At 68.0% G+C, this 20,616-nt stretch carries 20 protein-coding genes and 1 pseudogene; 14 read left to right on the top strand and 7 right to left on the bottom strand.

Annotated features, from left to right (window positions below; translation table 11 throughout):
* Positions 1-393: 393 nt before the first annotated feature.
* The 13 genes from CXY79_RS00980 to csrA all read left to right on the top strand — a co-directional run bounded on the left by CXY79_RS00980 (position 394) and on the right by csrA (position 10,996).
* The gene (locus CXY79_RS00980) at positions 394-705 is read left to right on the top strand and encodes a flagellar FlbD family protein (RefSeq protein ID WP_104099330.1); all 312 of its coding nucleotides are present in this window, start codon (positions 394-396) and stop codon (positions 703-705) included.
* A complete protein-coding gene (locus CXY79_RS00985) occupies positions 705-1,553 on the top strand; it encodes a motility protein A (protein WP_104099301.1) in 849 nt (282 codons plus the stop codon). Before CXY79_RS00980 ends, CXY79_RS00985 begins: the two co-directional genes overlap by 1 nt.
* Positions 1,550-2,485, top strand: coding sequence for a flagellar motor protein MotB (locus CXY79_RS00990; RefSeq protein WP_104099302.1), 936 nt, complete (start codon positions 1,550-1,552; stop codon positions 2,483-2,485). The genes CXY79_RS00985 and CXY79_RS00990 overlap by 4 nt, the downstream gene beginning before the upstream one ends.
* A 61-nt stretch (positions 2,486-2,546) precedes the next feature.
* On the top strand, positions 2,547-3,434 hold the full coding sequence (locus CXY79_RS00995; RefSeq protein WP_104099303.1) for a flagellar motor switch protein FliM: 888 nt from the start codon (positions 2,547-2,549) through the stop codon (positions 3,432-3,434).
* Entirely contained in the window at positions 3,431-4,135 is a 705-nt protein-coding gene (fliN, locus tag CXY79_RS01000; RefSeq protein WP_104099304.1) for a flagellar motor switch protein FliN, read from the top strand. Before CXY79_RS00995 ends, fliN begins: the two co-directional genes overlap by 4 nt.
* Positions 4,136-4,663: a flagellar biosynthetic protein FliO gene (locus CXY79_RS01005; RefSeq protein WP_104099305.1), complete on the top strand. Its 528-nt coding sequence runs from the start codon at positions 4,136-4,138 to the stop codon at positions 4,661-4,663.
* A gap of 50 nt (positions 4,664-4,713) precedes the next feature.
* Positions 4,714-5,508 (top strand): flagellar type III secretion system pore protein FliP, encoded by a 795-nt coding sequence (gene fliP, locus CXY79_RS01010; RefSeq protein ID WP_199186706.1) that lies wholly within the window; start codon positions 4,714-4,716, stop codon positions 5,506-5,508.
* Positions 5,508-5,783: a flagellar biosynthesis protein FliQ gene (fliQ, locus tag CXY79_RS01015; protein ID WP_104099307.1), complete on the top strand. Its 276-nt coding sequence runs from the start codon at positions 5,508-5,510 to the stop codon at positions 5,781-5,783. Before fliP ends, fliQ begins: the two co-directional genes overlap by 1 nt.
* Entirely contained in the window at positions 5,783-6,541 is a 759-nt protein-coding gene (locus CXY79_RS01020; protein WP_104099308.1) for a flagellar biosynthetic protein FliR, read from the top strand. The genes fliQ and CXY79_RS01020 overlap by 1 nt, the downstream gene beginning before the upstream one ends.
* Positions 6,542-7,666, top strand: coding sequence for a flagellar biosynthesis protein FlhB (locus CXY79_RS01025; RefSeq protein WP_104099309.1), 1,125 nt, complete (start codon positions 6,542-6,544; stop codon positions 7,664-7,666). It abuts the gene before it with no gap.
* On the top strand, positions 7,663-9,714 hold the full coding sequence (locus CXY79_RS01030) for a flagellar biosynthesis protein FlhA (protein ID WP_104099310.1): 2,052 nt from the start codon (positions 7,663-7,665) through the stop codon (positions 9,712-9,714). Before CXY79_RS01025 ends, CXY79_RS01030 begins: the two co-directional genes overlap by 4 nt.
* On the top strand, positions 9,689-10,726 hold the full coding sequence (locus CXY79_RS01035; RefSeq protein WP_104099311.1) for a hypothetical protein: 1,038 nt from the start codon (positions 9,689-9,691) through the stop codon (positions 10,724-10,726). The genes CXY79_RS01030 and CXY79_RS01035 overlap by 26 nt, the downstream gene beginning before the upstream one ends.
* A 9-nt stretch (positions 10,727-10,735) precedes the next feature.
* Positions 10,736-10,996: a carbon storage regulator CsrA gene (csrA, locus tag CXY79_RS01040; protein WP_104099312.1), complete on the top strand. Its 261-nt coding sequence runs from the start codon at positions 10,736-10,738 to the stop codon at positions 10,994-10,996.
* Between the two features lie 81 nt (positions 10,997-11,077).
* Here csrA and CXY79_RS16290 read toward each other — a convergent pair.
* From CXY79_RS16290 to CXY79_RS01075, 6 genes and pseudogenes are all read right to left on the bottom strand, one after another.
* Positions 11,078-12,421, bottom strand: a pseudogene (locus tag CXY79_RS16290) (DUF222 domain-containing protein).
* Positions 12,422-12,846: 425 nt separating this feature from the next.
* Positions 12,847-13,917, bottom strand: a complete 1,071-nt coding sequence (locus CXY79_RS01055; protein WP_104099315.1) for a glycosidase — start codon at positions 13,915-13,917, stop codon at positions 12,847-12,849.
* A 2-nt stretch (positions 13,918-13,919) separates the two neighbouring features.
* On the bottom strand, positions 13,920-14,753 hold the full coding sequence (locus CXY79_RS01060) for a carbohydrate ABC transporter permease (RefSeq protein ID WP_104099316.1): 834 nt from the start codon (positions 14,751-14,753) through the stop codon (positions 13,920-13,922).
* Entirely contained in the window at positions 14,750-15,706 is a 957-nt protein-coding gene (locus tag CXY79_RS01065) for a carbohydrate ABC transporter permease (RefSeq protein WP_104099317.1), read from the bottom strand. The genes CXY79_RS01060 and CXY79_RS01065 overlap by 4 nt, the downstream gene beginning before the upstream one ends.
* A 3-nt stretch (positions 15,707-15,709) precedes the next feature.
* Positions 15,710-16,996, bottom strand: coding sequence for an extracellular solute-binding protein (locus CXY79_RS01070; protein ID WP_104099318.1), 1,287 nt, complete (start codon positions 16,994-16,996; stop codon positions 15,710-15,712).
* An 80-nt stretch (positions 16,997-17,076) separates the two neighbouring features.
* Entirely contained in the window at positions 17,077-18,189 is a 1,113-nt protein-coding gene (locus CXY79_RS01075; RefSeq protein WP_233191116.1) for a LacI family DNA-binding transcriptional regulator, read from the bottom strand.
* A gap of 146 nt (positions 18,190-18,335) precedes the next feature.
* On the opposite strand from CXY79_RS01075, the gene CXY79_RS01080 reads away from it, so the two are divergent.
* Entirely contained in the window at positions 18,336-19,775 is a 1,440-nt protein-coding gene (locus tag CXY79_RS01080) for a lipase maturation factor family protein (protein WP_104099320.1), read from the top strand.
* Positions 19,776-20,214: 439 nt separating this feature from the next.
* Here CXY79_RS01080 and CXY79_RS01085 read toward each other — a convergent pair whose 3' ends face one another.
* Positions 20,215-20,616, bottom strand: a complete 402-nt coding sequence (locus tag CXY79_RS01085) for an RNA-binding S4 domain-containing protein (RefSeq protein WP_104099321.1) — start codon at positions 20,614-20,616, stop codon at positions 20,215-20,217.

The following is a 20,616-nucleotide window of genomic DNA, read 5'->3' on the forward strand; positions in this document are numbered from 1 at the left end:
TAGACAGGAAGCGGCGTGCGGCCGTTAAGGCGCTCCGAAACACCCACAGATGAAGCAGGAGAGCCAGAATCTCCGTCGAATCAGTTCGACGGAGATTCTGGCTCCCCACACTCTTCCGCGTGTGCCGCCCCGGCGGTGCCCGTGTGTGCGGCCAACTCAGGACATCCGGCGACCGGGTTGACCGTCCGCCGCGGACCTGTGCGGAAGCAGACCGGATTTCCGGCTCGGCCAGACGGATCTCCTGAGTTGGCCACAATCGGCGACGGATGTGGTCGTGCGGCTTTCCAGGTCAGGTCACGGGCTCGATGCGGCCGGCAGCTAACGCGCCCGGCCGGGCGGCCGACAGTGAGGCGTAACGGTTGCTGGAACCGTTCTGAACCCGGGGTGGACATCATGATCGTTGTGACGCGGCTGAATAACAGCCAGTTCGCGATCAACCCGGACCTGATCGAGCGCATTCACGCGAGCCCTGACACGACGCTGGTCATGGTCGACGGCGCCAAGTTCATCGTCACGGAGACCCTCGACGACGTCATCGAGAAGATCGCCCGGTTCCGGGCCCATGTGATCTCGCTGGCCTACCTGACGCCGGATGCCGACTACCGGCCGGGCATCCGTTCGCTCGAAATCGTCGAGGGGCCGCACGCGATCGAGGAAATCATCGAATCGGGCAGCACTGTTCCCGCCCGCCCGCGGAGGCTCTGATGGATCCGGCAACCCTGGTCGGAATCGCCATCGCCTTCGGCTCACTTTTCGCCATGATCACCCTCGAGGGCAGCAGCCTGCACTCGATCCTTCTGCCAGCACCGATGATTCTCGTGTTCGGCGCCACCATCGCGGTCGGCATCGCCGGCGGCACGATCAGGGACGCGATCTCCGCGTTCAAAGCCGTGCCCGCCGCCTTCATCGGCAAGACCACCCCGCCGCAGCAGGTCATCGACCAGGTCGTCGGCTTGGCCGAGAAGGCGCGCAGTTCCGGTCTGCTCGCCCTCGAGCAGGAGGCTGACAACGTCGCCGACCCGTTCCTGCGTGGCGCCCTGCAGAACATCGCCGACGGCACCGACGGCGATGAACTGCGCATCCTGCTGGAAGACGAGCTCGCGACCGCTACCAAGGAGAGCCGCAACGCTGCCAAGTTCTTCACCAGCCTCGGCGGCTACGCGCCCACGGTCGGCATCATCGGAACCGTCGTCTCGCTCACGCACGTGCTTGAGAACCTCGACACCCCGTCCACCCTCGGCCCGATGATCGCGGCCGCGTTCGTCGCGACCCTGTGGGGCCTGCTCACGGCCAACTTCCTCTGGCTGCCGATCGGCAGCCGGCTCAAGCGCCTCAGCGACATCGAAGTCGAACGGATGACCCTGCTCCTGGAGGGTGCGCTGGCCGTGCAGGCAGGCAGCCAGCCTCGGCTCCTCGGCGAGAGACTGCGCGCCATGGTGCCCGCGCCGGCCTCCGTCAGGGCAGGCAAACCAGGCAAACCGGGCAAACCGGGCAAACCAGGCAAGGGCCCCAAGGCGGACAAGGCGGACACGTCCCTGCCGAAGGCCGCATGAGCGGGCACGGACGCGGGCACGGCCGCAGGCGGGGCCTCGAGGAGGAGCACGTCGAGCACGTCGACGAGCGGTGGATGGCGTCGTACATGGATATGGTCACCGTGCTGATGTGCATGTTCATCGTGCTGTTCGCGATGTCTTCCGTCGACCAGGAGAAGTTCCTGCAGCTGAAGAACTCGCTCGCGACCGGGTTCGGGGCCACCGACGTCGGTAAGGTCGACACGGCCAAGGGCGTGGTCGTGACCAAGGACAAGGTCGCCCAGTCCGAGGTGACCGGGTTCACCGACATCGACCTCGCGGCGGCAGAGGTCACGGACCTCACCGCGGTGAGGGACGCCCTGCAGGCCGCAGTGGATGCCCAGGGCGTGGCCCAGGAGGTGCAGTTCACCATTGACGACCGCGGCCTGATCATCGGGCTGATCGGCTCCGAGGCGTTTTTCGAACCCAACCTCGCCAACCTGAGCCGCCAGGCCGTGCAGGTCCTCGACGCCGTGGCGCCGATCCTCTCCGCCAACACCCGCGAGGTGAAAGTGGAGGGCCACGCCGACCGGCACGGCGTCACCACCAACTACCCCACCGACTGGGAGCTATCCGCCGGCCGGGCGACCGCCGTACTCCGCCGCCTGGTCGAGTTCGGCGGCGTGGGTCAGGAACGGGTCTCCGCCGTCGGCTACGGCTCGGCCCGGCCGGTCGCGGAGGGAGCCGATCTGGCGGCCCAGGCGCAGAACCGACGGGTCGACGTGGTGCTCCTCTCCAGCCAGCCGGAGGCGGTGCGCACGCTGATCCCCGACATCGTCTCGGGTTTCACCGCCGCCGGCACGGAACCTGCTGAAGACACGGGAACTACGGAAACCGTGGATACCACGGAAAAGACGAAAACCACGGAGACCGCGGGAACCGAAGTCGACAAAGACGCGGAAAAAGCACACTGAGCTGCTAACCATCCGTTTGCCCTGACCGATAGTCCTCACCGTGACGGTCCAGGAACAAGCAGTGATTGGTGTGCCCGCTTCGGCGAAGCGCACGGTCGAGGTGTACGACTTTCGTCGCCCGACAACGCTCGCCCGCGAGCACTCCCGGGTGCTCGAACTCGCCTTCGAAACCTTCGCGCGCCAGTGGGGCACCCAGCTCACCGCCAAGGTGCGCGTCATGTCCCAGGTGAAATGCGACCACGTGCTCATGCGCACCTACGACGAATACGCGTCGTCGCTGCCTGCCACGACCGCCATGGTGCTCTGCCCGGTGAGTGGCATCCCCGCGAAAGCCGTCGTGCAGTTCCCGACCTCCGCGGCCCTGTCCTGGGTGAGCCACATGCTGGGCGGAACCGCGGTCACCATGCCGCCGGAACGGGCGTTCACCCAGATCGAGCTGGCCCTGGTGCGCCGGCTCATGGACGACGCCCTCGAGGACCTGCGTTACTCGCTGGGTTCCCTGCTCGTGCACACGATCACCGTCGGCGGCATCCAGTACAACTCCCAGTTCGCCCAGGCCGCGGCCACCGCCGACCTGATGATCGTCGCCAGCTTCACGATGCGCATCGGCGACGCATCCTGCGCCGCCACGGTCGCCCTTCCGGCGGAGGCACTGTTGCCTCAACTCGTCGAGTCGGCTCCGGAGACCGGAAGTGCCGACCCGGCCGAGCTGCTGCGCGGCCAGCTGGCCCAGGTTCCGGTGGATGTCTCCTTGCAGCTGACGCCCGCGCTGGTTCTGCCCAGCATCGTGCTGGGTCTTGCCGTGAATGATGTGCTGCCCCTTCCGCACCCCCAGCACCGCCCGCTCGACGTGGTCGTCGACGGCCACACGCTCGCCCGCGCCGCCGTCGGTTCCAACGGCTCCCGACTGGCCTGCATCGTCATCGACACCGAGGAGTCCACCCCATGACCGTCATCCCCATCGCCGTGCAGACGGCGGCCGTCGAGGCCCTGCTGGACGTGCTCCCCACCGTGACGCGGCTCCGGGCCGAGTCCTGCTCCGGTGCCGCCCTCGCCGGCCGGCTCGGCACCGCCGCGGTCGCCTCCTTCGTCGGCGTCACCTCCGCGGATCTCGCCGTCGTGCTTGCGGACCCGGCCGCCCTCGACTCCGCGTCCGGCCTCGATTCCTCGCTGATCTCCCGTCAGGACGTGCTGCGCCCGGCGTTGGAGAGCGCGTCCGGCGTCTTCGGGATCGGGGTCCTGGGGGACACCCGGTCCGACGACGCCACGGCCCTGTTCGCGGATCCCGCCACCAGCGTCTTCGAGCTGTCCGGCGACGGCCAGATCACCGGCTGGTTCGCCGTGCGGCTGCGTGACAACGGCGTCTCCAACGGTGCGGCCAGGTCCAGCCAGTCCGTGTCCGGCAAGCTCGGCCGGATCAACAGCGTGCAGATGTCGTTGACCGTGGAAATCGGGCGTACCCGCATGTCGGTGCGCGACGTGCTCTCACTCGAACCGGGTGCCGTCATCGAACTCGACCGGTCCGCCGGGGCTCCCGCGGACATCCTGCTCAACGGCCGGCTGATCGCGCACGGCGAGATTGTGGTCGTCGACCAGGACTACGCGGTGCGGATCACCCAGATCCTCGATGTGGCCGAGAGCCTGACCTAGGTGGAAACCACCCTGGTCGCGCTCCGGGTGGCGCTGTCCCTGGCCGCCGTGCTGGGGCTGCTCTGGGTGCTCCAGCGCAAGCTGACGAAGGGCTCCCTCGGTGGCCGCACCCCGAACCTGGTCACCGTGGTGGGCCGGCAGGGCGTCGGCCAGAAGGCATCCGTCGTCGTCGTCGACATCGAGGGCCGCCGGTTCGTGCTCGGCGTGACCGAGCAGTCGGTCAGCGTGCTGCACGACGGTCAGGCGCCGACGGATGCCGCGGCGCCCCTCCCGGCACCCCTCGCCGCCGCCCTCGCCGCTACCCTTCCCGGACGCCGCGCGCACCACGCCGCGGCCGACTTCGCCCGCGAGCTCGACCAGGCAACGCACGCCGCGCACGCCGGCGCCACTCACGACGGAGAGGAGCTCACGCCGCCGCTCATCCTCAGGCCGCGCCGGGACCGCGCCATTCCGGGCCGGATCGGCGGGTCGATCCTGTCTCCCGCCACCTGGCAGCAGACCGCTGCCGCCCTCCGGCAGGGCCGGTGACACTCGCGGCCGTGCGCCCGGATCGAAGCCGGGACATCGCCCGGTACCTGATGATGGCGGCCCTCGTGCTCGTGATCGTCGTGGCGTTCGTGCTGCTCGTGGCGCCGGCGGGCCATGCCGCCCCGACCGATCCGGTCACGCCGACCGACCCGGCCACCCCCACGGACCCGGGCGGCGGCGGGCTCAACGTGCAGATCAACGGCCCGAACGGCGAACCGTCCTCGGCGATCGTGACCCTGATCGGGATCACCCTGCTGTCGGTCGCGCCGGCCCTGCTGCTGATGATGACCAGCTTCACGAAGATCTTCGTTGTGCTCGCGATGACCCGCAACGCGCTCGCACTGCCGTCGATCCCGCCGAACCAGGTGCTGGCCGGCCTGGCCCTGTTCCTGTCGCTGTTCATCATGTCGCCCATCCTCACCGACATCAACGACGGCGCCCTGCAGCCGTACCTGAACGGCACCATGTCCTTCGACGACGCCGTCACACTCGGCTCGAAGCCGCTGCGCACGTTCATGCTCGCGCACACCCGGGAGGAGGACCTCGCCCTGATGACCCGGGCCGCCGATCAGCCGAACCCGGAGACCCGCGAGGCCGTGTCGCTGCTCACGCTGATCCCGGCGTTCATGATCTCCGAGCTGCGTGCCGCGTTCATCATCGGGTTCGTCATCTTCGTGCCGTTCCTGGTGATCGACCTCGTCGTGTCCGCGGCGCTGATGTCGATGGGCATGATGATGCTGCCGCCGGTGATGATCTCGCTGCCGTTCAAGATCCTCCTGTTCGTACTCGTCGACGGCTGGGGTCTGATCATCACGACCCTCGTCTCCAGTTACCGGGGTGGCTGATGGATACCAACGCCGTCCTCGACATCGGACTGCAGGGCATCCTGATCGCCGGCAAGCTGTCCGCGCCGATCCTGATCACCGCCCTGGTCGTCGGTTTCGCCATTTCCCTGCTGCAGTCGATCACCCAGATCCAGGAGGTGACGCTGTCGTTCGTGCCCAAGGCCATCGCCGTGGCTGTGGCGCTGATCATCTCCGGGCACTGGATGATCTCCGAGATGGTGTCCTTCACGGAGATGCTCTTCGCCAAGATCCCCGGCCTCATCGGTGGCGGCTGATGAACATCACCCTTGACTTCGCCTGGATCGAAGCCACCATGCTCGCGGGCGTGCGGATGGTGGCGTTCCTCATCGTGGCGCCGCCGTTCTCCTACAACGCGTTCCCGCTGCGGATCAAGGGCATGCTCGCCCTCGGCCTGGCCCTGGCGGTTTCGCCTCGGGTCACGCCGGGTTGGGTCTCGCCCGACACCGGCGGTTTCTTCGCCGCCCTGCTCCTCGAGATCGTGGTCGGCGGCCTGCTCGGCTTCCTCGTGCTCGTGGTCTTCTCCGCTATCCAGTCCGCCGGCAACCTGATCGACATGTTCGGCGGCTTCCAGCTCGCTCAGGGCTTCGACCCGCAGGCCATGGTCAACGGTGCCCAGTTCACGCGGCTGTACCAGATGACCGCGCTGGCGCTCCTATTCGCCTCGGGCGGCTATCAGCTGATCCTTGGCGGCATCACGCGTACGTTCGCGGCCCTGCCGATCGGGGGCGGCATCGACCTCGCGGTGCCGATGCAGACCATCACAGTCGCGGTCGGCCAAATGCTGCTCTCCGCCGTGCAGATCGCCGGACCGCTGATCGTCGTCCTGTTCCTCGCCGACGTCGGCCTCGGCCTGCTCACCCGGGTGGCCCCGGCCCTCAACGCGTTCGCGCTCGGGTTCCCGCTCAAGATTTTGATCACGTTCACGCTGGGCGCCGCCGGGTTCGTGGCCCTGCCGCGCATCGTCGCGTCGCTGACCGACGACGCCGTTGCCACCATGCTGGGGGTGAGATAGCTGTCCGACTCCGGTGAGAAGACCGAACAAGCCACCGACAAACGGATGCGCGAGGTGCGGTCCAAGGGCCAGCTCTCCAAGTCCCAGGACCTGACCGCGTGGATCGGCATCGGCGCGGCCGCCGCCATGGCCCCCGTCACCATCGGTCTGGCCGCGGACGCCGGAACCGACCAGATGATCCGTATTCGCAGCCTGGTCGCCAACCCGCAGCCGGACCTCGCCGTGCAGATGCTGGTGGACTCGCTGGCCTCGATGGGAACCATCCTCACCCCGATGCTCGCGACGGTCTTCGTGGTCGTCCTCGTGGGCGCTGTGGCGCAGGGCGGCGTGCACTTCAAGAAGGTCGCCGGAAAATACGAGCAGTTCAACCTGGTGACCGGCCTCGGTCGCACCTTCGGCGGCCAGGCCGTCTGGCAGGGCGTCACGGCGCTGCTCAAGACCATCGCCGTGGGTCTCGTGCTGGTGCTCGTGGTGCAGGGGCTCGCTCCCATCCTGATGACGGCCGGGGGACTGCCCGTCTCCGTGCTGATCGGAGCGGCCAGTGACGGCGCGACCGCTCTTGTGCAGTCGGCTGTCATCGCCGGCCTGGTACTCGCCGCCGCGGATGTGTTCGTCGTGATGAAGCGCAACCGCAAGCGCACCCGCATGACGAAGAAGGAAGTCACTGATGAGAACAAGAGTTCCGAGGGTGACCCGATGGTGAAGTCGCAGCGCCGGGCCCGGCAGCTCGCCATGAGTCGCAACCGCATGATCGCCGCCGTCGCCACGTCCGACGTCGTGCTGGTCAACCCCACCCACTTCGCCGTCGCTCTCCGCTACGAGCCGGGCAAGTCCGCCCCCCGGGTCGTGGCCACGGGAGCGGGAGTGATCGCGGCGCGCATCCGGGAACAGGCGGAGACCGACCGGGTCCCCATCGTGCGGGACATCCCGCTCACCCGTGCACTGCACAGCGCCTGCCAGCTGGGTGACGAGATCCCGGTGGAGCTCTACAACGCCGTCGCGCAGGTGCTCGCCTTCGTGCTCGCGCTGAAGTCTCGCGGCTCTGGAGCCGGCGAACGCACCGGCCGCGGTTCCCGCGTGCACACCCTCAACGATCGTGTCCTGACGGCCGGAGGCCACCGATGAACAGCAATCTCGCCAAACTCGCGGTGCCGGTCGGGGTTGTCGGTATCATCCTGCTGCTCGTCGTGCCGGTGCCCGCCGTGCTGCTCGACGTGCTGATCATCGTCAACATCCTCCTGGCGCTGGTCACACTGCTGACCACGATGTTTGTCAAAAAGCCCCTCGATTTCTCCGTTTTCCCGTCGCTGTTGCTCGTCGCGACCCTGTTCCGGCTGGGCCTGAACGTGGCCTCGACCCGGCTCGTGCTCAGCGACGGCTACGCCGGGCAGGTGATTGCCGCGTTCGGCGACGTCGCCGTGGGCGGGTCGCTCATCATCGGCGCTGTGATCTTCCTGATCCTCGTCGTGATCCAATTCGTGGTGGTCACCAAGGGTGCCGAACGCGTCGCCGAAGTCGGTGCGCGGTTCACCCTCGACGCCATGCCCGGCAAACAGATGGCCATCGACGCCGACCTGAATGCCGGCCTGATCACCGACGTGCAGGCCAGGGAACGCCGGGCCGAGGTCTCCGCCGAGGCGGACTTTTACGGTGCCATGGACGGCGCGTCGAAATTCGTCAAGGGTGACGCGATCGCCGGCATCGTCATCATCATCATCAACCTGGTCGGCGGCATCGCGATCGGCATGATTTCGCTCGGACTATCCGTCACCGAGGCCATGAGCACCTACTCCCTGCTCACCATCGGCGACGGCCTCGTGACGCAGATCCCGGCCCTGCTGATGGCGGTCTCGACCGGCATGATCGTGACCCGCTCCAACGCGGAGTCCGACATCGGCGAGGCAGCCTCCGGCCAGCTCACCCAGTCCCGCAACGCACTGATGATCGCGGGCTGCGCGGCCCTCCTGATGGCCCTGATCCCGGGCATGCCGATCATCCCGTTCGTGGTGATCGGGCTGGGTCTGATCCTCTTCGCCCGCCGGATCAAGGCAGGGGAGAGCCGCGACCAGGCGGGCCGGGATGCCGGTGTCGCCGCCGAGGCGATGGCGCCCCGCTCTGACACACCAGAAGACCTGATCGAAACCATGCGGGTGCACGCCCTGGAGATCCTGCTGGCCCCTGACCTCGTCGACCTTGTCTCCGGAGCCCAGGACGACCTCCTGGCTCGCGTGCGTGCCCTGCGCCGCAAGGTTGCCATCGACCTCGGCGTGGTGGTGCCGCCCGTGCGCACCCGCGACAGCATGGACCTGCCCTCCTCCACCTATTCGATCCGGATCGCCGGCGTGGAGGCCGGCCGCGGGGTCGCCCCGGCCGGCAAGGTGCTCGCCCTCGGCGACGCCCTCGACTCGTTGCCGGGCCAGGCCACGGTGGAGCCCGTGTTCGGCCTCACCGGCAAGTGGGTGCCCAGCGAGATGCGGCACAGCGCGGAGATGACCGGGGCCACGGTCATCGACCGGGTGTCGGTGCTCATCACCCACCTGTCCTCGATCATCACCGGCAACGCGGCGAGGCTCCTCACCCGCGAGGACGTGCGGGTGCTCACCGAGGGGGTGCGGCTGGTCAATCCGTCCGCCGTGGAGGATCTGATCCCCGGACTGCTCTCCCTCGCCGAGGTGCAGCGCGTGCTGCAGGGTCTGCTCGCGGAGCAGATCCCGATCAACGACCTGCCCCGCATCTACGAGTCCCTCTCCCTGCGCGCCAAGGTGTCGAATGACCCGGAGGGCCTGATCGAGACGGCCCGTCAGGCGCTGGGCCCGGCTCTCACAGCGCAGTATCTCGACGACGGGCTGCTCCGGGTGATCATGATCGAGCCTGCCTTGGAGCAGTCCATGCTCGAGGGGATGCGTCCCTCCGACCAGGGCACCCAGATCATGTTGGAGCCGAACCGGGTCGACGCCATTCTCGGGTCGCTGAAGGAGGCGCTGGGCAACGTGGAAGCGGCCGGACTCTCCGCGGTGCTGGTCTGCGCGCCGGCGCTGCGCCCGGCCATCCGTCGACTAGTGTCGGCGCAGTCCGGCGGTATCTCCGTGCTGTCCTATCAGGAGGTCACCTCGGCGAACGTGGCCATCGAAACGGTGGGAGTGGTACGTGGAACCGAGTCGATTTCAGCTTGAGGGTTCATCCCTCCAGGAGCTGAAGGCACGCATCCTCGCCGAGCACGGTGCGGATGCGCGCATCGTGGCCGCCGAACGGGTCACCGTCGGCGGCATCAAGGGCTTCTTCGCCCGCCGGCACATCGAGGTCACGGTCGAGGTGCCGGAGCGGCGGCGGCGCGCGGCCCACTCCCGACTCGACGTGCAGGCCCGGCTCGGCATCGCCGCGCTTCTCGACGATGCCGACGCGGCGGAAGCGGGTTTTCCCCGGGCCGCGGCACCCGTCTCCTCCCCGCCCCTGTCGACCGCGACGGACGGCTTCGCCCGCCTGATGGACGAACTCACCTTCGCCACCCAGGAACCCATCCCGCCGGTGCTGCCCACTCCCGCGCCGCCCGCCCCCGCCCCGGCGGCCGCCCAGGGGGGCGGCAGGCGCAGGGACGCCCGGCTGAGAGAGAGCGAGCAGGCGGCCGCCGAAGCGGCGGTGCCGCGGCCGCTCCCGGGTGTCGGAAACCTCGTTCTCGTCGTCGGGTGGCAGGATGCCGCGGTGCGGATTGCGCGGGAGCTGGCCGTGGCGCATGGTTCGGCTGAGGTCCTCGTGGCCGGCGCGATCGACGTCGGAGCGCCTGCCGCGGCCGGGCTCGCGCGCATCCTCGACCGGCGCACGGCGCTGGAGGCACGGGCCAGGGGAGTCAAGCTCGGACAGACCGGAATTCTGGCCTTCGGTCTGGGTGCCGACCCGGCCACGGCGGACATCTACGCCGCATTGGTGGCCGCGCTCGGTGCCGAGCAGGTCTGGCTGGTCGTCGATGCCGGCCGCAAGCCCGCAGACACCGCCCGGTGGGCGGCTGAGGTTGCCCAGAGCGTGCACGTCGACGCGATCGCGGTGACGGGCTATGGCGACACCGTCTCGCCTGAGACCGTCGATGAGCTGCAGATCCCCATCGGTTGGGTCGACGGCGCCCCCGCCGAGGCCAGCACCGTGGCCGGAATGCGGCGACGGCTCGCGGGCCGGCCCGACCGGTCAAGCTAGGCTGGACGAGTGCTGGTTCTAACACGCAAACAGGGGGAGAAGATCCTCATCGGTGACGACATCGTCATCACCGTTCTCGACGTGCGCGGTGACAGCATCCGGATCGGCGTCGACGCTCCCCGGGGCGTGCGCATCCAGCGGGACGAGGTGCTCCGCGCCGTGACCGAGGCGAACATCGCGGCGAGTCTCGCGGGTCAGGGTGACGACGACGCCGAGGCCCGCCTCAAGGCCACCCTCGCCCTCCTTCCCACCGCGCCGCCCGCCGAATAGCACGCCGCGCCCCGCCCCGCCGCGCCCCGCCGCCGCCCGCCGGTGGTCGAGCCTGTCAAGACCCGGGACGAGAGCCGCGCCCTACATCCCCACCCGCTTGCTCGGCAGTGCGATCAGTGTCTGTTCCGGGTCGTTCTCCACCGGTGGCCGGAGCCAGTGTTGCGTTTCGGTGCGGGTGATCTTCCAGTGCTGGTTGTGTAGCAGTAGGTGGTGCGGGTGGCAGAGCAGTACTTCTTCGGCGAGGTTGGTGTCTCCGGTGTCGGTGAGCCAGTCGTTGATGTGGTGGGCTTCGCTCGAGGCTGGTGATCGGTCGCAGTCGACCCACCGGCATCCGCCGTCGCGCACTCCCATTGCGGCGCGTTGTTTCTCGGTGAAGAGTCGTTCGTCACGGCCGACGTTGATGATTTGGCCGATGTCGTTGAACTTGATGCCGCGGGTGCCGGTGTCGCAGAGCACCCGGTCGATGGTTTCCTGCGAGATGGGGACCGGGTTGCCTTCGATCTGCCCGTGAGCGGCGGGTTTGGCGGCACCCGGCGCGGCGGGTTCGGCTGTGAGGACTTTCTCGGTCACGATCACGCGCACCGCCGGGCGGCATCCGCCGAAGACCCGGCCGGGGTCGGCTTCGCCGGCGACCTTCGGCAGTTGCACGAGGGAGTCCGTGTTGATCTGCTCGGTGCTGCGCGGGTCGTCCTGCTTTTTTTGGGCCCAGGCGGCGCGTTCCGGGTCGACGAAGCGCACTCCGCCGCGGCGGGGGCTGGTGATGGAGTCGAAGGTGGAGAGCACGAACTCGCCGTCTTCGGGGGCGAAGAGCCCGTTCAGGCGCACGTTGCCGTTGCTCAGCCGGTAGACCTTCAGGGAGCGGTCGTCGTGGGCCTACTTCTCCCGGGCGGTGATGCCGGCCTGATCGAGCCGGTCGCGCATCCGGCGGGCCCGTTTGGAGACCTCGTCGGCATTCAGTGACGGTGCCTCGGTGAGGAGCGCCGCGAGGGCCACCCCGAGCTTCTCCGCGGTAACTGCCGCGTCGATCTGGCCGAGCCCGGCCCGGATAGCCTCGGCCGCGTCAACCGAGAGCGTGCCGGCGGTGACGCCCCGGGTGACCGGCGCCTGCCAGGGCACCCTCGCGGTGAACGCCGCGACGTCGACAGCATCGGCGTCGGCGTCGGCGTCGGGCGTCGAGAGCGTCGAGAGTGCCTCTTCGACCAGCTTGTCGGCCGCCTTGGTGTCGGCCATCATCGTGCCGACCGCGACGAGCTTGTACGTGTCACCTTTGGATGAGCCGGTCCAGTTCTGGATCAGGGCCTCGGGCGAGAGGAACCCCTGCTGCGCGGCCAGCCCCGAGTGGCCGAGTTCCGGGCGGGACCGGCGGGCGATGGTTGCGGCCATCAACGCGGCATAGGTGTCGAGCAGACGGCGCGCGCCGGCCATCCGCTTCTGGCCGGCCAAAGCCTCGGCGTCGGGAAGAGTCGCGAGGTCGGCGCTCGAGGAGCCCAGCAGGGCGACGGCGTCGGCCGCCTGCCTGAGGTCATCCGCGAGTTCGTCATGTTATGAGGATAACTTAAGGAGCACACGTAGTCGAGTGTCACTCATCTTTTGTGGATAANACTTAAGGAGCACACGTAGTCGAGTGTCACTCATCTTTTGTGGATAAAAGTTTCGTATCTTTGTTCAACCGCCCGGCTGTTTGGCCGCGCGGCGCCACCGATGATCGTTTGCAGCGTCAGCGGTGAGCCTGCTTCCACACCCTGCGCCACGAAAGCCGAAGGCGGCCTCCCGGGGATGAGCCCCGCCGAGACCGCCATCAACGGACAAGCGCTCAAGCGCTCAACACGCCAGCGCCAGCACCTGAGCCCCTACGAGCCCACGCGATCCAGGCGCGCCACGCCGATCTTCGAGTCGGCCATGCCGTAGAACACGAACAGCTGCCCCGCGATCTCCTCGATCGCGGTCGGAAACACCACGTTCGGCACGATGCCGCTGATCTCATCGGGCGTCTCCGCCTTGAGCAGCGGCTCCGACGTGCGCTTCAGCACGATGGTCGGGTCGTCCGCGTCGAGAATCATCGCTCCGGCCGAGTAGTTCACCTTCTGCTGCTGCGAGAACGCGCCGTCGATGGTTCCGGTGACGCCGTGGTGCATCAGCAGCCAGCCCTCCGGCACCCGCAACGGGGCAGGGCCGCCGCCGATCTTCAGCTCTTCGAACGCGAACTCCGGCCCGGCCAGGAAACGGTGGCCGCTCCAGAAGGTGAGCTTCGAGATGTCGGCGAGCACATCCGCGACCGGCAGATAGCTGATCCAGATGCTCTGCCGGGTGTCGGTGACGCCGGCGGGAACACGGATGCCCTCACCCGGCTTGACCTCGCCCAGATCCCACATCGGGCGGTGCAGCACGGCGAAGCACTCGACTCCATTCGGGCCGGCGACCGGCTCCGGGAAGAACACGGTGTCTTTGTTGTGGAACAGGTTCAGGTCCATGTCCAGCGTGTCGTCGAAGGCGAACAGCGCCGGACCGAGCCGGCGCCACTCGCGCAGGTCCGAGGACACGGCAACGGCCGTGCGCGGGCCGAGGGGGCCGTAGGCGACGTAGGTCATCACGTGTAGGCCGAGCCGGGGAACGAAGGTGATCCTGGGATCTTCCACTCCGGCGTTGTTCGCGCCGCGCTCCCAGCCGCGGTCCGGTGCAAGAACGACACCCTCGCGTTCGACGCCCGTGGGTACGCCGTCGGTGATGATGACCTTTGCGAGTCCGACGCGGGAGACGTTTCCGGTGGCGACCAGTCGGGGGAGCAGATACAGAGTGCCGTCGGCAGAGTGCCCCGTGCCGGGGTTCAGCACCCCCTCGGCCTCGAGGTCGTTGCCCGCTTCGGGCGTCATGATGACGCCCATTCGGGTCAGGGTGTAGGGGAATTCAGTGGGGTTGGGCATTTCTAACCTTTCACGCCGGAGCCGATATTGTTCGACACGAAGTGCCGTTGGAAGAGGAGGAACAGGATCACAGCAGGGGCGGCCAGGACGCAGGCCCCGGCGAGAACCGCCCCGAACGGGTTCGCCGCTGTGGCGGCGATATTGCTGAGGTAGTTGGCGAGTGACACGGCGAGAGGCTGGAGGGACGCTTCCTTGGTGATCAGGAACGGCCAGAGGAATTCGTTCCACGGTCCGATGAAGGTCAGCAGCACGACGGTCAGCAGGGCCGGCCGCACCAGAGGCAGGGCGATCCGCCGCAGGATCCGCAGTTCGCCGGCGCCGTCGATGCGGGCGGCATCGAACAGATCCTTCGGAATCTGCAGGAAGTACTGCCGGAAGATGATCACGGCAGTCGAGTTGATGGCGAACGGCAGGATCATGCCCAGATAGTTGTCGGCCAGTCCGTAGTCCCGGGCGATCATCACGTAGAGCGGGATCATCAGCAGCTGGAACGGCACGACCTGCACGAGCAGTGCGAGAGCGAAGGTGACACCGCGTCCGCGCCACTGCAGCTGGGCGAGGGCGTAGCCCACCAGAACACCGAAAACCACGGTGAAGAGAATGACGCCACCCGTGAAGATCCCCGAGTTGAGCAGCCCCTGCAGCAGGTTGATCCGGCTGTTGATGTCACCGTAGTTGTCGAGCGTCAGGTTGGCGGGGTTCGGGAACGCGCCGGCGACAGTCGGGTCCGGTTCCTTCTGGAGCGAGCCGATGACCATGTAGTAGAAGGGGAACAGGAACACAAGCGCCCCGACCGTGAGCACCACACCCCGCAGGATGTTCTGCCCGCGGCTCATGATTCGTCACCGCCTGCAAGCTTGCGCTGGATGAACGCGAGGATGAGAACTCCGATCACGAGGATGACGCCGATCGCGGCCGCCGTGTCGGGCGACCCCTGTTCGATCCCGCGCTGGTACATCATCAGCACGGGTGACGAGGATGCCCCGTTCGGGCCGCCGCCGCCGGTGAGCAGGTACGGCTCCGTGAAGAGGTTGGCGCCGGTGACCGTCGAGAGCAGCAGCACGAGCACAGTCGCCGGGCGTACGCCCGGCACGGTGACCGAGAAGAAACTTCGGATCCTGCCCGCGCCATCCGTTGAAGCGGCCTCGTACAGTTCCTCCGACACGTTCTGCAGGGCGGCCAGGTAGAGCAGAATGAAGAATCCGAGGCCCTTCCAGGTCACGAAGATCGCGATGGTGGGCATGGCCCAGTCCTCGTTGATCAGCCACGCCGGATCGGGCGCGAGCGGCCCGAGAATCTGGTTCACGAGGCCGTTGCCGCTGAACAGGAAGATCCAGACGCCGACGACGGCGACGCTCGCGGTCACGTAGGGCACGTAGTAGGCGACGCGCAGGAAGGTGCGGAACCGCACGGCCTTGTTCAAGGCGGTGGCGAGCATGAGCGAGAGGATGACCGTCAACGGCACGTTGATCAGCAGGAAGACTCCCACGTTGCCGAAGGAACGGATGATGGCCGGGTCGGCCAGCACTTCCCGAAAATTGTCCAGGCCGACGAATGGCCGGTCCACAGCGGCGCCGGGTGCTGCGAAGAAGTAGTCGTGGAACGACATCCAGAAGGCGAAGACCAGCGGGTAGGCGAAGACGGCCAGAACGAAGATGAGGTAGGGGGCGCTGAGCAGGAGCCCGAATGGGTTCTTGCCCAGAAGGGGGTGTTTGCGGCGGCGGGGGCCCCCGCCGGGAGGAGTTGTGCTCCTCCCGGCGACGGTCCGACTCGCGGTTGACTGGGACATCCGTTACGGCTTGGAGATCAGGGTTTTGATCTTCTCGGCGGCGGAGTCGAGGGCGGCGGGGATCTCACCCTCGCCGGTGATGACCGACTTCGTGTACGCGTCGCGGAAGGCCTGCCAGGCGGCGACCGAGCTGGAGACGTTGGGAACCTCGACCATGCGGGATGCCTGGTCGCCGAACTGCTCGTAGGCCGGGTTGGCCGCGAAGTACTCCGGGTACACCGTTGGGAGGTCCTCGCGGAGCGGCATCTGGCCGGTCAGCTCGAGAAGCTGTCCGTCCTGGTCCTCGCTGGTGGCGAATTTCAGCACATCCCAGGCGGTGGCCTGGTTCTCGCAGGCCGTGAACATTCCGACGTTCTTCGCGTCACTGAACGTGTAGGTTTCCTCGGCCGGAGTGCCCTCGCTGGTGGGAACGGGAACCGCACCCCAGTTCACGGCGTCCTTGTACACCGACACGGCCCACGGGCCGACGATGGACATCGCGGCCTGGCCATCGGCGAACGAGTCGCCCTGGTACTGCTCTTTGCCGGCAAGACCCTCGGCGTACAGGGTCTTCCAGAACTCCGCGACCTTCGCGCCGTCCTCGTCGTTGAAGGTGGCCTCACCGTCTTCGATCAACTGCGTGCCACCGGTTTCGGCGGCGTAGAGCGGGTAGAAGTCGAACCAGCTCTGGAAGAACTGACTGGTCGGGGCCGGGTAGATGGCGTTCGGCGCGGCGCCGCTCTCGACGAGGGTGCGCGAGGTGGCGAGGAATTCGTCGTAGGTGGCCAACTGGGGGTTCTCGGCGTCGAGTCCGGCGGCGGTGAACATGTCCTTGTTGTAGAAGATCATGACGGGGTTGGACTTCCACGGCATCTGGAAGTACTTCGCGTCGGCGCCCTGGTACTGCTCGGCCGTGTCGCCGCTGCGTGCCTCGATGTAGGCGGCGCCGTCCTCAAAGCTGGAGAGGTCGACGAGACCACCCTGCTTCTCGAACTGCGGCACCGCGACCGGGGCCGTATTGAATACGAGGCAGGGGGCGTTGCCGGCCGTGATGGCGGCACCGATGACCTCCTCGCTGCTCTTACCGGCCGGGATTTCCTGCGCCTTCACCTTTTCATCCGGGTTCTCGGCGTTCCAGGCCTCCACCATCTGCTTGCCCCAGGCGATCTCGGTTTCGTTGTTCGAGTACCAGATCGTGATCGGCCCGCGGTTGGTGGCTGCGTCACCCGTCGTCCCCCCGGACGCGCAAGCGCTCAGTGCCAGGGCCACTGTGGCGGATGCCGCCGTAACGGTGAGAATCCGCTTGGCCATTCCATTGCTGTGCATGTGGTGCTCCATTTCTCGAAACCCGCAGCAGCCTTGCTGCGGTAAACATGTGTCAGCGCTGTGGGTCAGCCGTGGGGCGGGGCGGTCGACCCGCGCACCACGAGCCGGGCCGCCGGGAGGTCCACGTCGTCCGCCGAGCCGTTCTCCATCAGGGCCAAAAGCGTGCTCGCCGCCGCGCGCCCCCACGCCATCGGTGCTGCGCTGACGGTGGTCAGGGGCGGGTACACGTAACGGCAGAAGTCGATGTCGTCGTAGCCCGTGATCGAGAGGTCGTCGGGGACCCGCACGCCCAGCTCGTGCGCCATGCCGAGACCGGCGATGGCCATCGGGTCGTTGGCGTAGACGATCGCAGTCGGGGGCGTGTCCTGGGTCAGGAGGCGCCGAGTGGCATCTGACCCGGCGCCCACGGAGAAATCGGTCTCGACGGTCTGCCCCTCCGGCAGGCCCGCCTCGCGCAGGGCGGCGGCGAAGGCCGCGCGCCGGCGGCTGCCGTGCAGCAGCGTCGAGCTGCCTGCGACGTGCGCGATGCGGCGGTGGCCGAGGGTGGCGAGGTGAGCGACGGATGCCATCACACCCGGTGTGTCGTCCACGGTCACCGCGGGGAAGGGGCTGGGCCCGTCGGGACGTCCGAGCGTGACCGCCGGCAGACCCAGCTCGGCGAGGAGCGGGATGCGCGGGTCGCCGTGGCGGAGGTCGCTGAGGAAGACCCCGTCGACGCGCCCGTCGGCCACGAGTGAGCGGTAGGTCTTCAACTCGGTCTCCTCGTCGGGAACGACGCTGAGCACGAGGGCGCGACCTTCCGGGGCAAGGATGCTCTCGACGCCCGCGATGAAGGAGGGAAAGAACGGGTCGGAGGCAAGCACGTCCGGGTTGCGGGCGATCACGAGGCCGAGCGCGTAGGACCGCTGCGTGGAGAGCGACCGGGCGCGGAGGGACGGCTTCCAGCCCAGCTCCTTGGCGACCTGAAGGATGCGCACCCGGGTCTCGGGGGCGACTCCGGGCCGGTTGTTGAGGGCGAAGGAGACGAGGCCCTTGCTGACGCCGGCCCGCTTGGCGACCACCTCGATGGTGACCTTTGGGGGGTTCGCGACCGACTTCGCGGCGGACTTCGCGGTGGACTTCGTGGTGGACTGAGCGGTGGGCTTCACGGTGGTGGTGGCAGGAATGTTCGCAGGCACGTTTCTGGGCCTCCTCATTGACAGCCGACCCAACCTGAACCGGTTTAGAAAGACTATACCGGTTTAGTTTCCCCCGTCAAGGGGGCGGCTCCGATTACAGCCGGTCCGATTGAACCCAGGCCGGGGAAGGCCTAGATTGTGCGCAAATGGACTGGTTCGGGGCCGGAGAATACGAGATCGCGCGGCAGGTGCTGCAGCGCGGGGTGGCTGCCTGCTACCTGATCGCCTTCGTTTCGGCCGTCAACCAATTCCCCGCGCTGCTCGGCGACCATGGCCTGCTCCCGGTGGCCCGTTTTGTGGCCCGCGTGAGGTTCAGCGCGTCGCCGAGTATTTTCCACTGGCATTACTCCGACCGGATGCTGCGTTCCCTCGCCTGGTCCGGCGCCGCCGTGGCGGCCACGCTCGTGGCCGGCCTGCCGCAGCTCGGGCCGCCCTGGCTGCCGATGGTCGCTTTCCTCCTGCTCTTCGTGGGCTACCTGTCGATCGTCAACGTCGGCCAATCCTTCTACTCGTTCGGCTGGGAGAGTCTGCTGCTGGAGGCCGGTTTCGTGGTGGCCTTCCTCGGCTCCGAGCAGGTGGCCCCTCCGCTCTTCGTGATCCTGTTCTGCCGCTGGCTGCTCTTCCGGCTGGAATTCGGCGCCGGCCTGATTAAGATCCGCGGCGGCCGGGAGTGGCGAGACCTGACCGCCCTCTATTACCACCATGAAACGCAGCCGATGCCGAACCCGCTCAGTTGGTTCGCACACCATCTGCCCCCGTGGTTCCACCGCGGGGAGGTGATTGGCAACCACTTCGCGCAGCTGGTCGTGCCGTTCTTCCTCTTTGCGCCCCAGCCCGTCGCATCCGTCGCGGCCCTGATCGTGATCCTCAGCCAGTTCTGGCTGGTGCTCACCGGCAACTTCGCCTGGCTGAACTGGATCACCATCGTGCTGGCCTTCTCTGCCGTCGACGACGCCACGCTGCGCGCGGTGTTGCCGTGGCTGCCGGCCGGGGAGGCCGCACCGGATGGCCCGCTCTGGTTCGTGATCGTGGTCAGCCTGGCCACCTCCCTGCTCCTGGTGCTCAGCTACTGGCCGCTTCGCAACCTGGTCGCCCGCCGGCAACTGATGAATGCGAGCTTCAACCGGTACCACCTGGTGAACGCCTACGGTGCGTTCGGCACGGTCACCCGGCAGCGCCACGAGGTGGTCGTCGAGGGCAGCGACGCCGCCGACCCGACCGACGAGACGGGCTGGCGCGCCTACGAATTCCGCGGCAAGCCCGGCGACCCCGAGCACCGGCCCCGCCAGTTCGCGCCGTACCACCTGCGCCTGGACTGGCTGATGTGGTTCCTGGCGCTCGGCGACCCGGGCACCCGCTGGTTCGAGATGTTCCTGGCCCGCCTCCTCGAGGGCGACCGACCCACGCTGCGGATGGTGCGGGTCAACCCGTTCCCGCAGGCCCCGCCCCGCTACGTGCGCGCCCGGGTCTACCGCTACCGCTACTCCACTCCGGACGAACGCCGAGAGACCCGAGAGTGGTGGGTGCGCTCGGAGGTCGGCCTGCTCGTGGCCCCCATCACCCTGGCCTGGAGGTCCCGTGCCTGACGTCGACGTGGTTGGAGCCGGGCCCACGGGCCGGGAGCGGCGCTCGTCCTGGCCCGGACCGGGCTGAGCGTGCACGTCACCGAGCGGGAAAGCCGGCCCGCCGGCGCCCAGCGCACGGAGAAGCTGAGCATCGTCGACGGCATCTTGGAAGACGCCGGTTCCTTGGCTCTACCTCTGCTCGGCCTCCACCCCGCCGGGCCCGGCCGTACCTCTGCTCGGCCTCCACCCCGCCGGGCCCGGCCGTGCGCGGCATGAACGGCAGGTAGGCCGCCACCCTGGTCGCGCCCGTCTGGCTGCGATTCCACCGTCGTTTCGGCGGAGAGCCAGAACGAGGGGTGAATGTCCGAACCGCACCGCCCGGCTGCACGGGCGGTGATCTGGCACATCCGGCGACACGCGAGCTCGGCCGGGCCTGACTCACGACTGAGCCGGGACGCCGCTACTCGTCGTCGGGGCCAGGCGGCAGCACCTCGGGCGCCCGAAGCTTGTCGATCTCGCGGCGTTCGCGCTTGGTGGGACGGCCGGCGCCGCGGTCCCGCATCGGGAGGAGCGCCACCTCCTCGCGCGGGGGCGGCGGGGGAGTCTGGTCGACGAAGCACTCCGCCGCGACTGGCGCGCTGACCCGTTTGACCATGATCTTCGACACGACCAGGATGCGGTCGAAACCGCTGATGCGCACCCGCACCTCGTCGCCGATCCGCACGGTCTGCGCGGACTTGGCCCGCTCGCCGTTCACCTTGACGTGACCGGCTCGGCAGGCGGCCGTGGCCTGGGAACGGGTCTTGAACATCCGCACGGCCCAGGTCCAGCTGTCGACACGGGCGGTGGTCAGAGGCTCCAT

Source organism: Cryobacterium sp. M96, from assembly GCF_002929845.1.
GTDB lineage: Bacteria > Actinomycetota > Actinomycetes > Actinomycetales > Microbacteriaceae > Cryobacterium > Cryobacterium sandaracinum.

Bases quoted from the DNA above. Each gene is read 5' to 3' on its own strand.
- CXY79_RS00980 (WP_104099330.1), top strand. From the start codon at position 394: ATGATCGTTGTGACGCGGCTGAATAACAGCCAGTTCGCGATCAACCCG.
- CXY79_RS00985 (WP_104099301.1), top strand. From the start codon at position 705: ATGGATCCGGCAACCCTGGTCGGAATCGCCATCGCCTTCGGCTCACTT.
- CXY79_RS00990 (WP_104099302.1), top strand. From the start codon at position 1,550: ATGAGCGGGCACGGACGCGGGCACGGCCGCAGGCGGGGCCTCGAGGAG.
- fliN (WP_104099304.1), top strand. From the start codon at position 3,431: ATGACCGTCATCCCCATCGCCGTGCAGACGGCGGCCGTCGAGGCCCTG.
- fliP (WP_199186706.1), top strand. From the start codon at position 4,714: ATGATGGCGGCCCTCGTGCTCGTGATCGTCGTGGCGTTCGTGCTGCTC.
- fliQ (WP_104099307.1), top strand. From the start codon at position 5,508: ATGGATACCAACGCCGTCCTCGACATCGGACTGCAGGGCATCCTGATC.
- CXY79_RS01020 (WP_104099308.1), top strand. From the start codon at position 5,783: ATGAACATCACCCTTGACTTCGCCTGGATCGAAGCCACCATGCTCGCG.
- CXY79_RS01030 (WP_104099310.1), top strand. From the start codon at position 7,663: ATGAACAGCAATCTCGCCAAACTCGCGGTGCCGGTCGGGGTTGTCGGT.
- CXY79_RS01055 (WP_104099315.1), bottom strand. From the start codon at position 13,917: ATGCCCAACCCCACTGAATTCCCCTACACCCTGACCCGAATGGGCGTC.
- CXY79_RS01060 (WP_104099316.1), bottom strand. From the start codon at position 14,753: ATGAGCCGCGGGCAGAACATCCTGCGGGGTGTGGTGCTCACGGTCGGG.
- CXY79_RS01065 (WP_104099317.1), bottom strand. From the start codon at position 15,706: ATGTCCCAGTCAACCGCGAGTCGGACCGTCGCCGGGAGGAGCACAACT.
- CXY79_RS01070 (WP_104099318.1), bottom strand. From the start codon at position 16,996: ATGGCCAAGCGGATTCTCACCGTTACGGCGGCATCCGCCACAGTGGCC.
- CXY79_RS01080 (WP_104099320.1), top strand. From the start codon at position 18,336: ATGGACTGGTTCGGGGCCGGAGAATACGAGATCGCGCGGCAGGTGCTG.
- CXY79_RS01085 (WP_104099321.1), bottom strand. From the start codon at position 20,616: ATGGAGCCTCTGACCACCGCCCGTGTCGACAGCTGGACCTGGGCCGTG.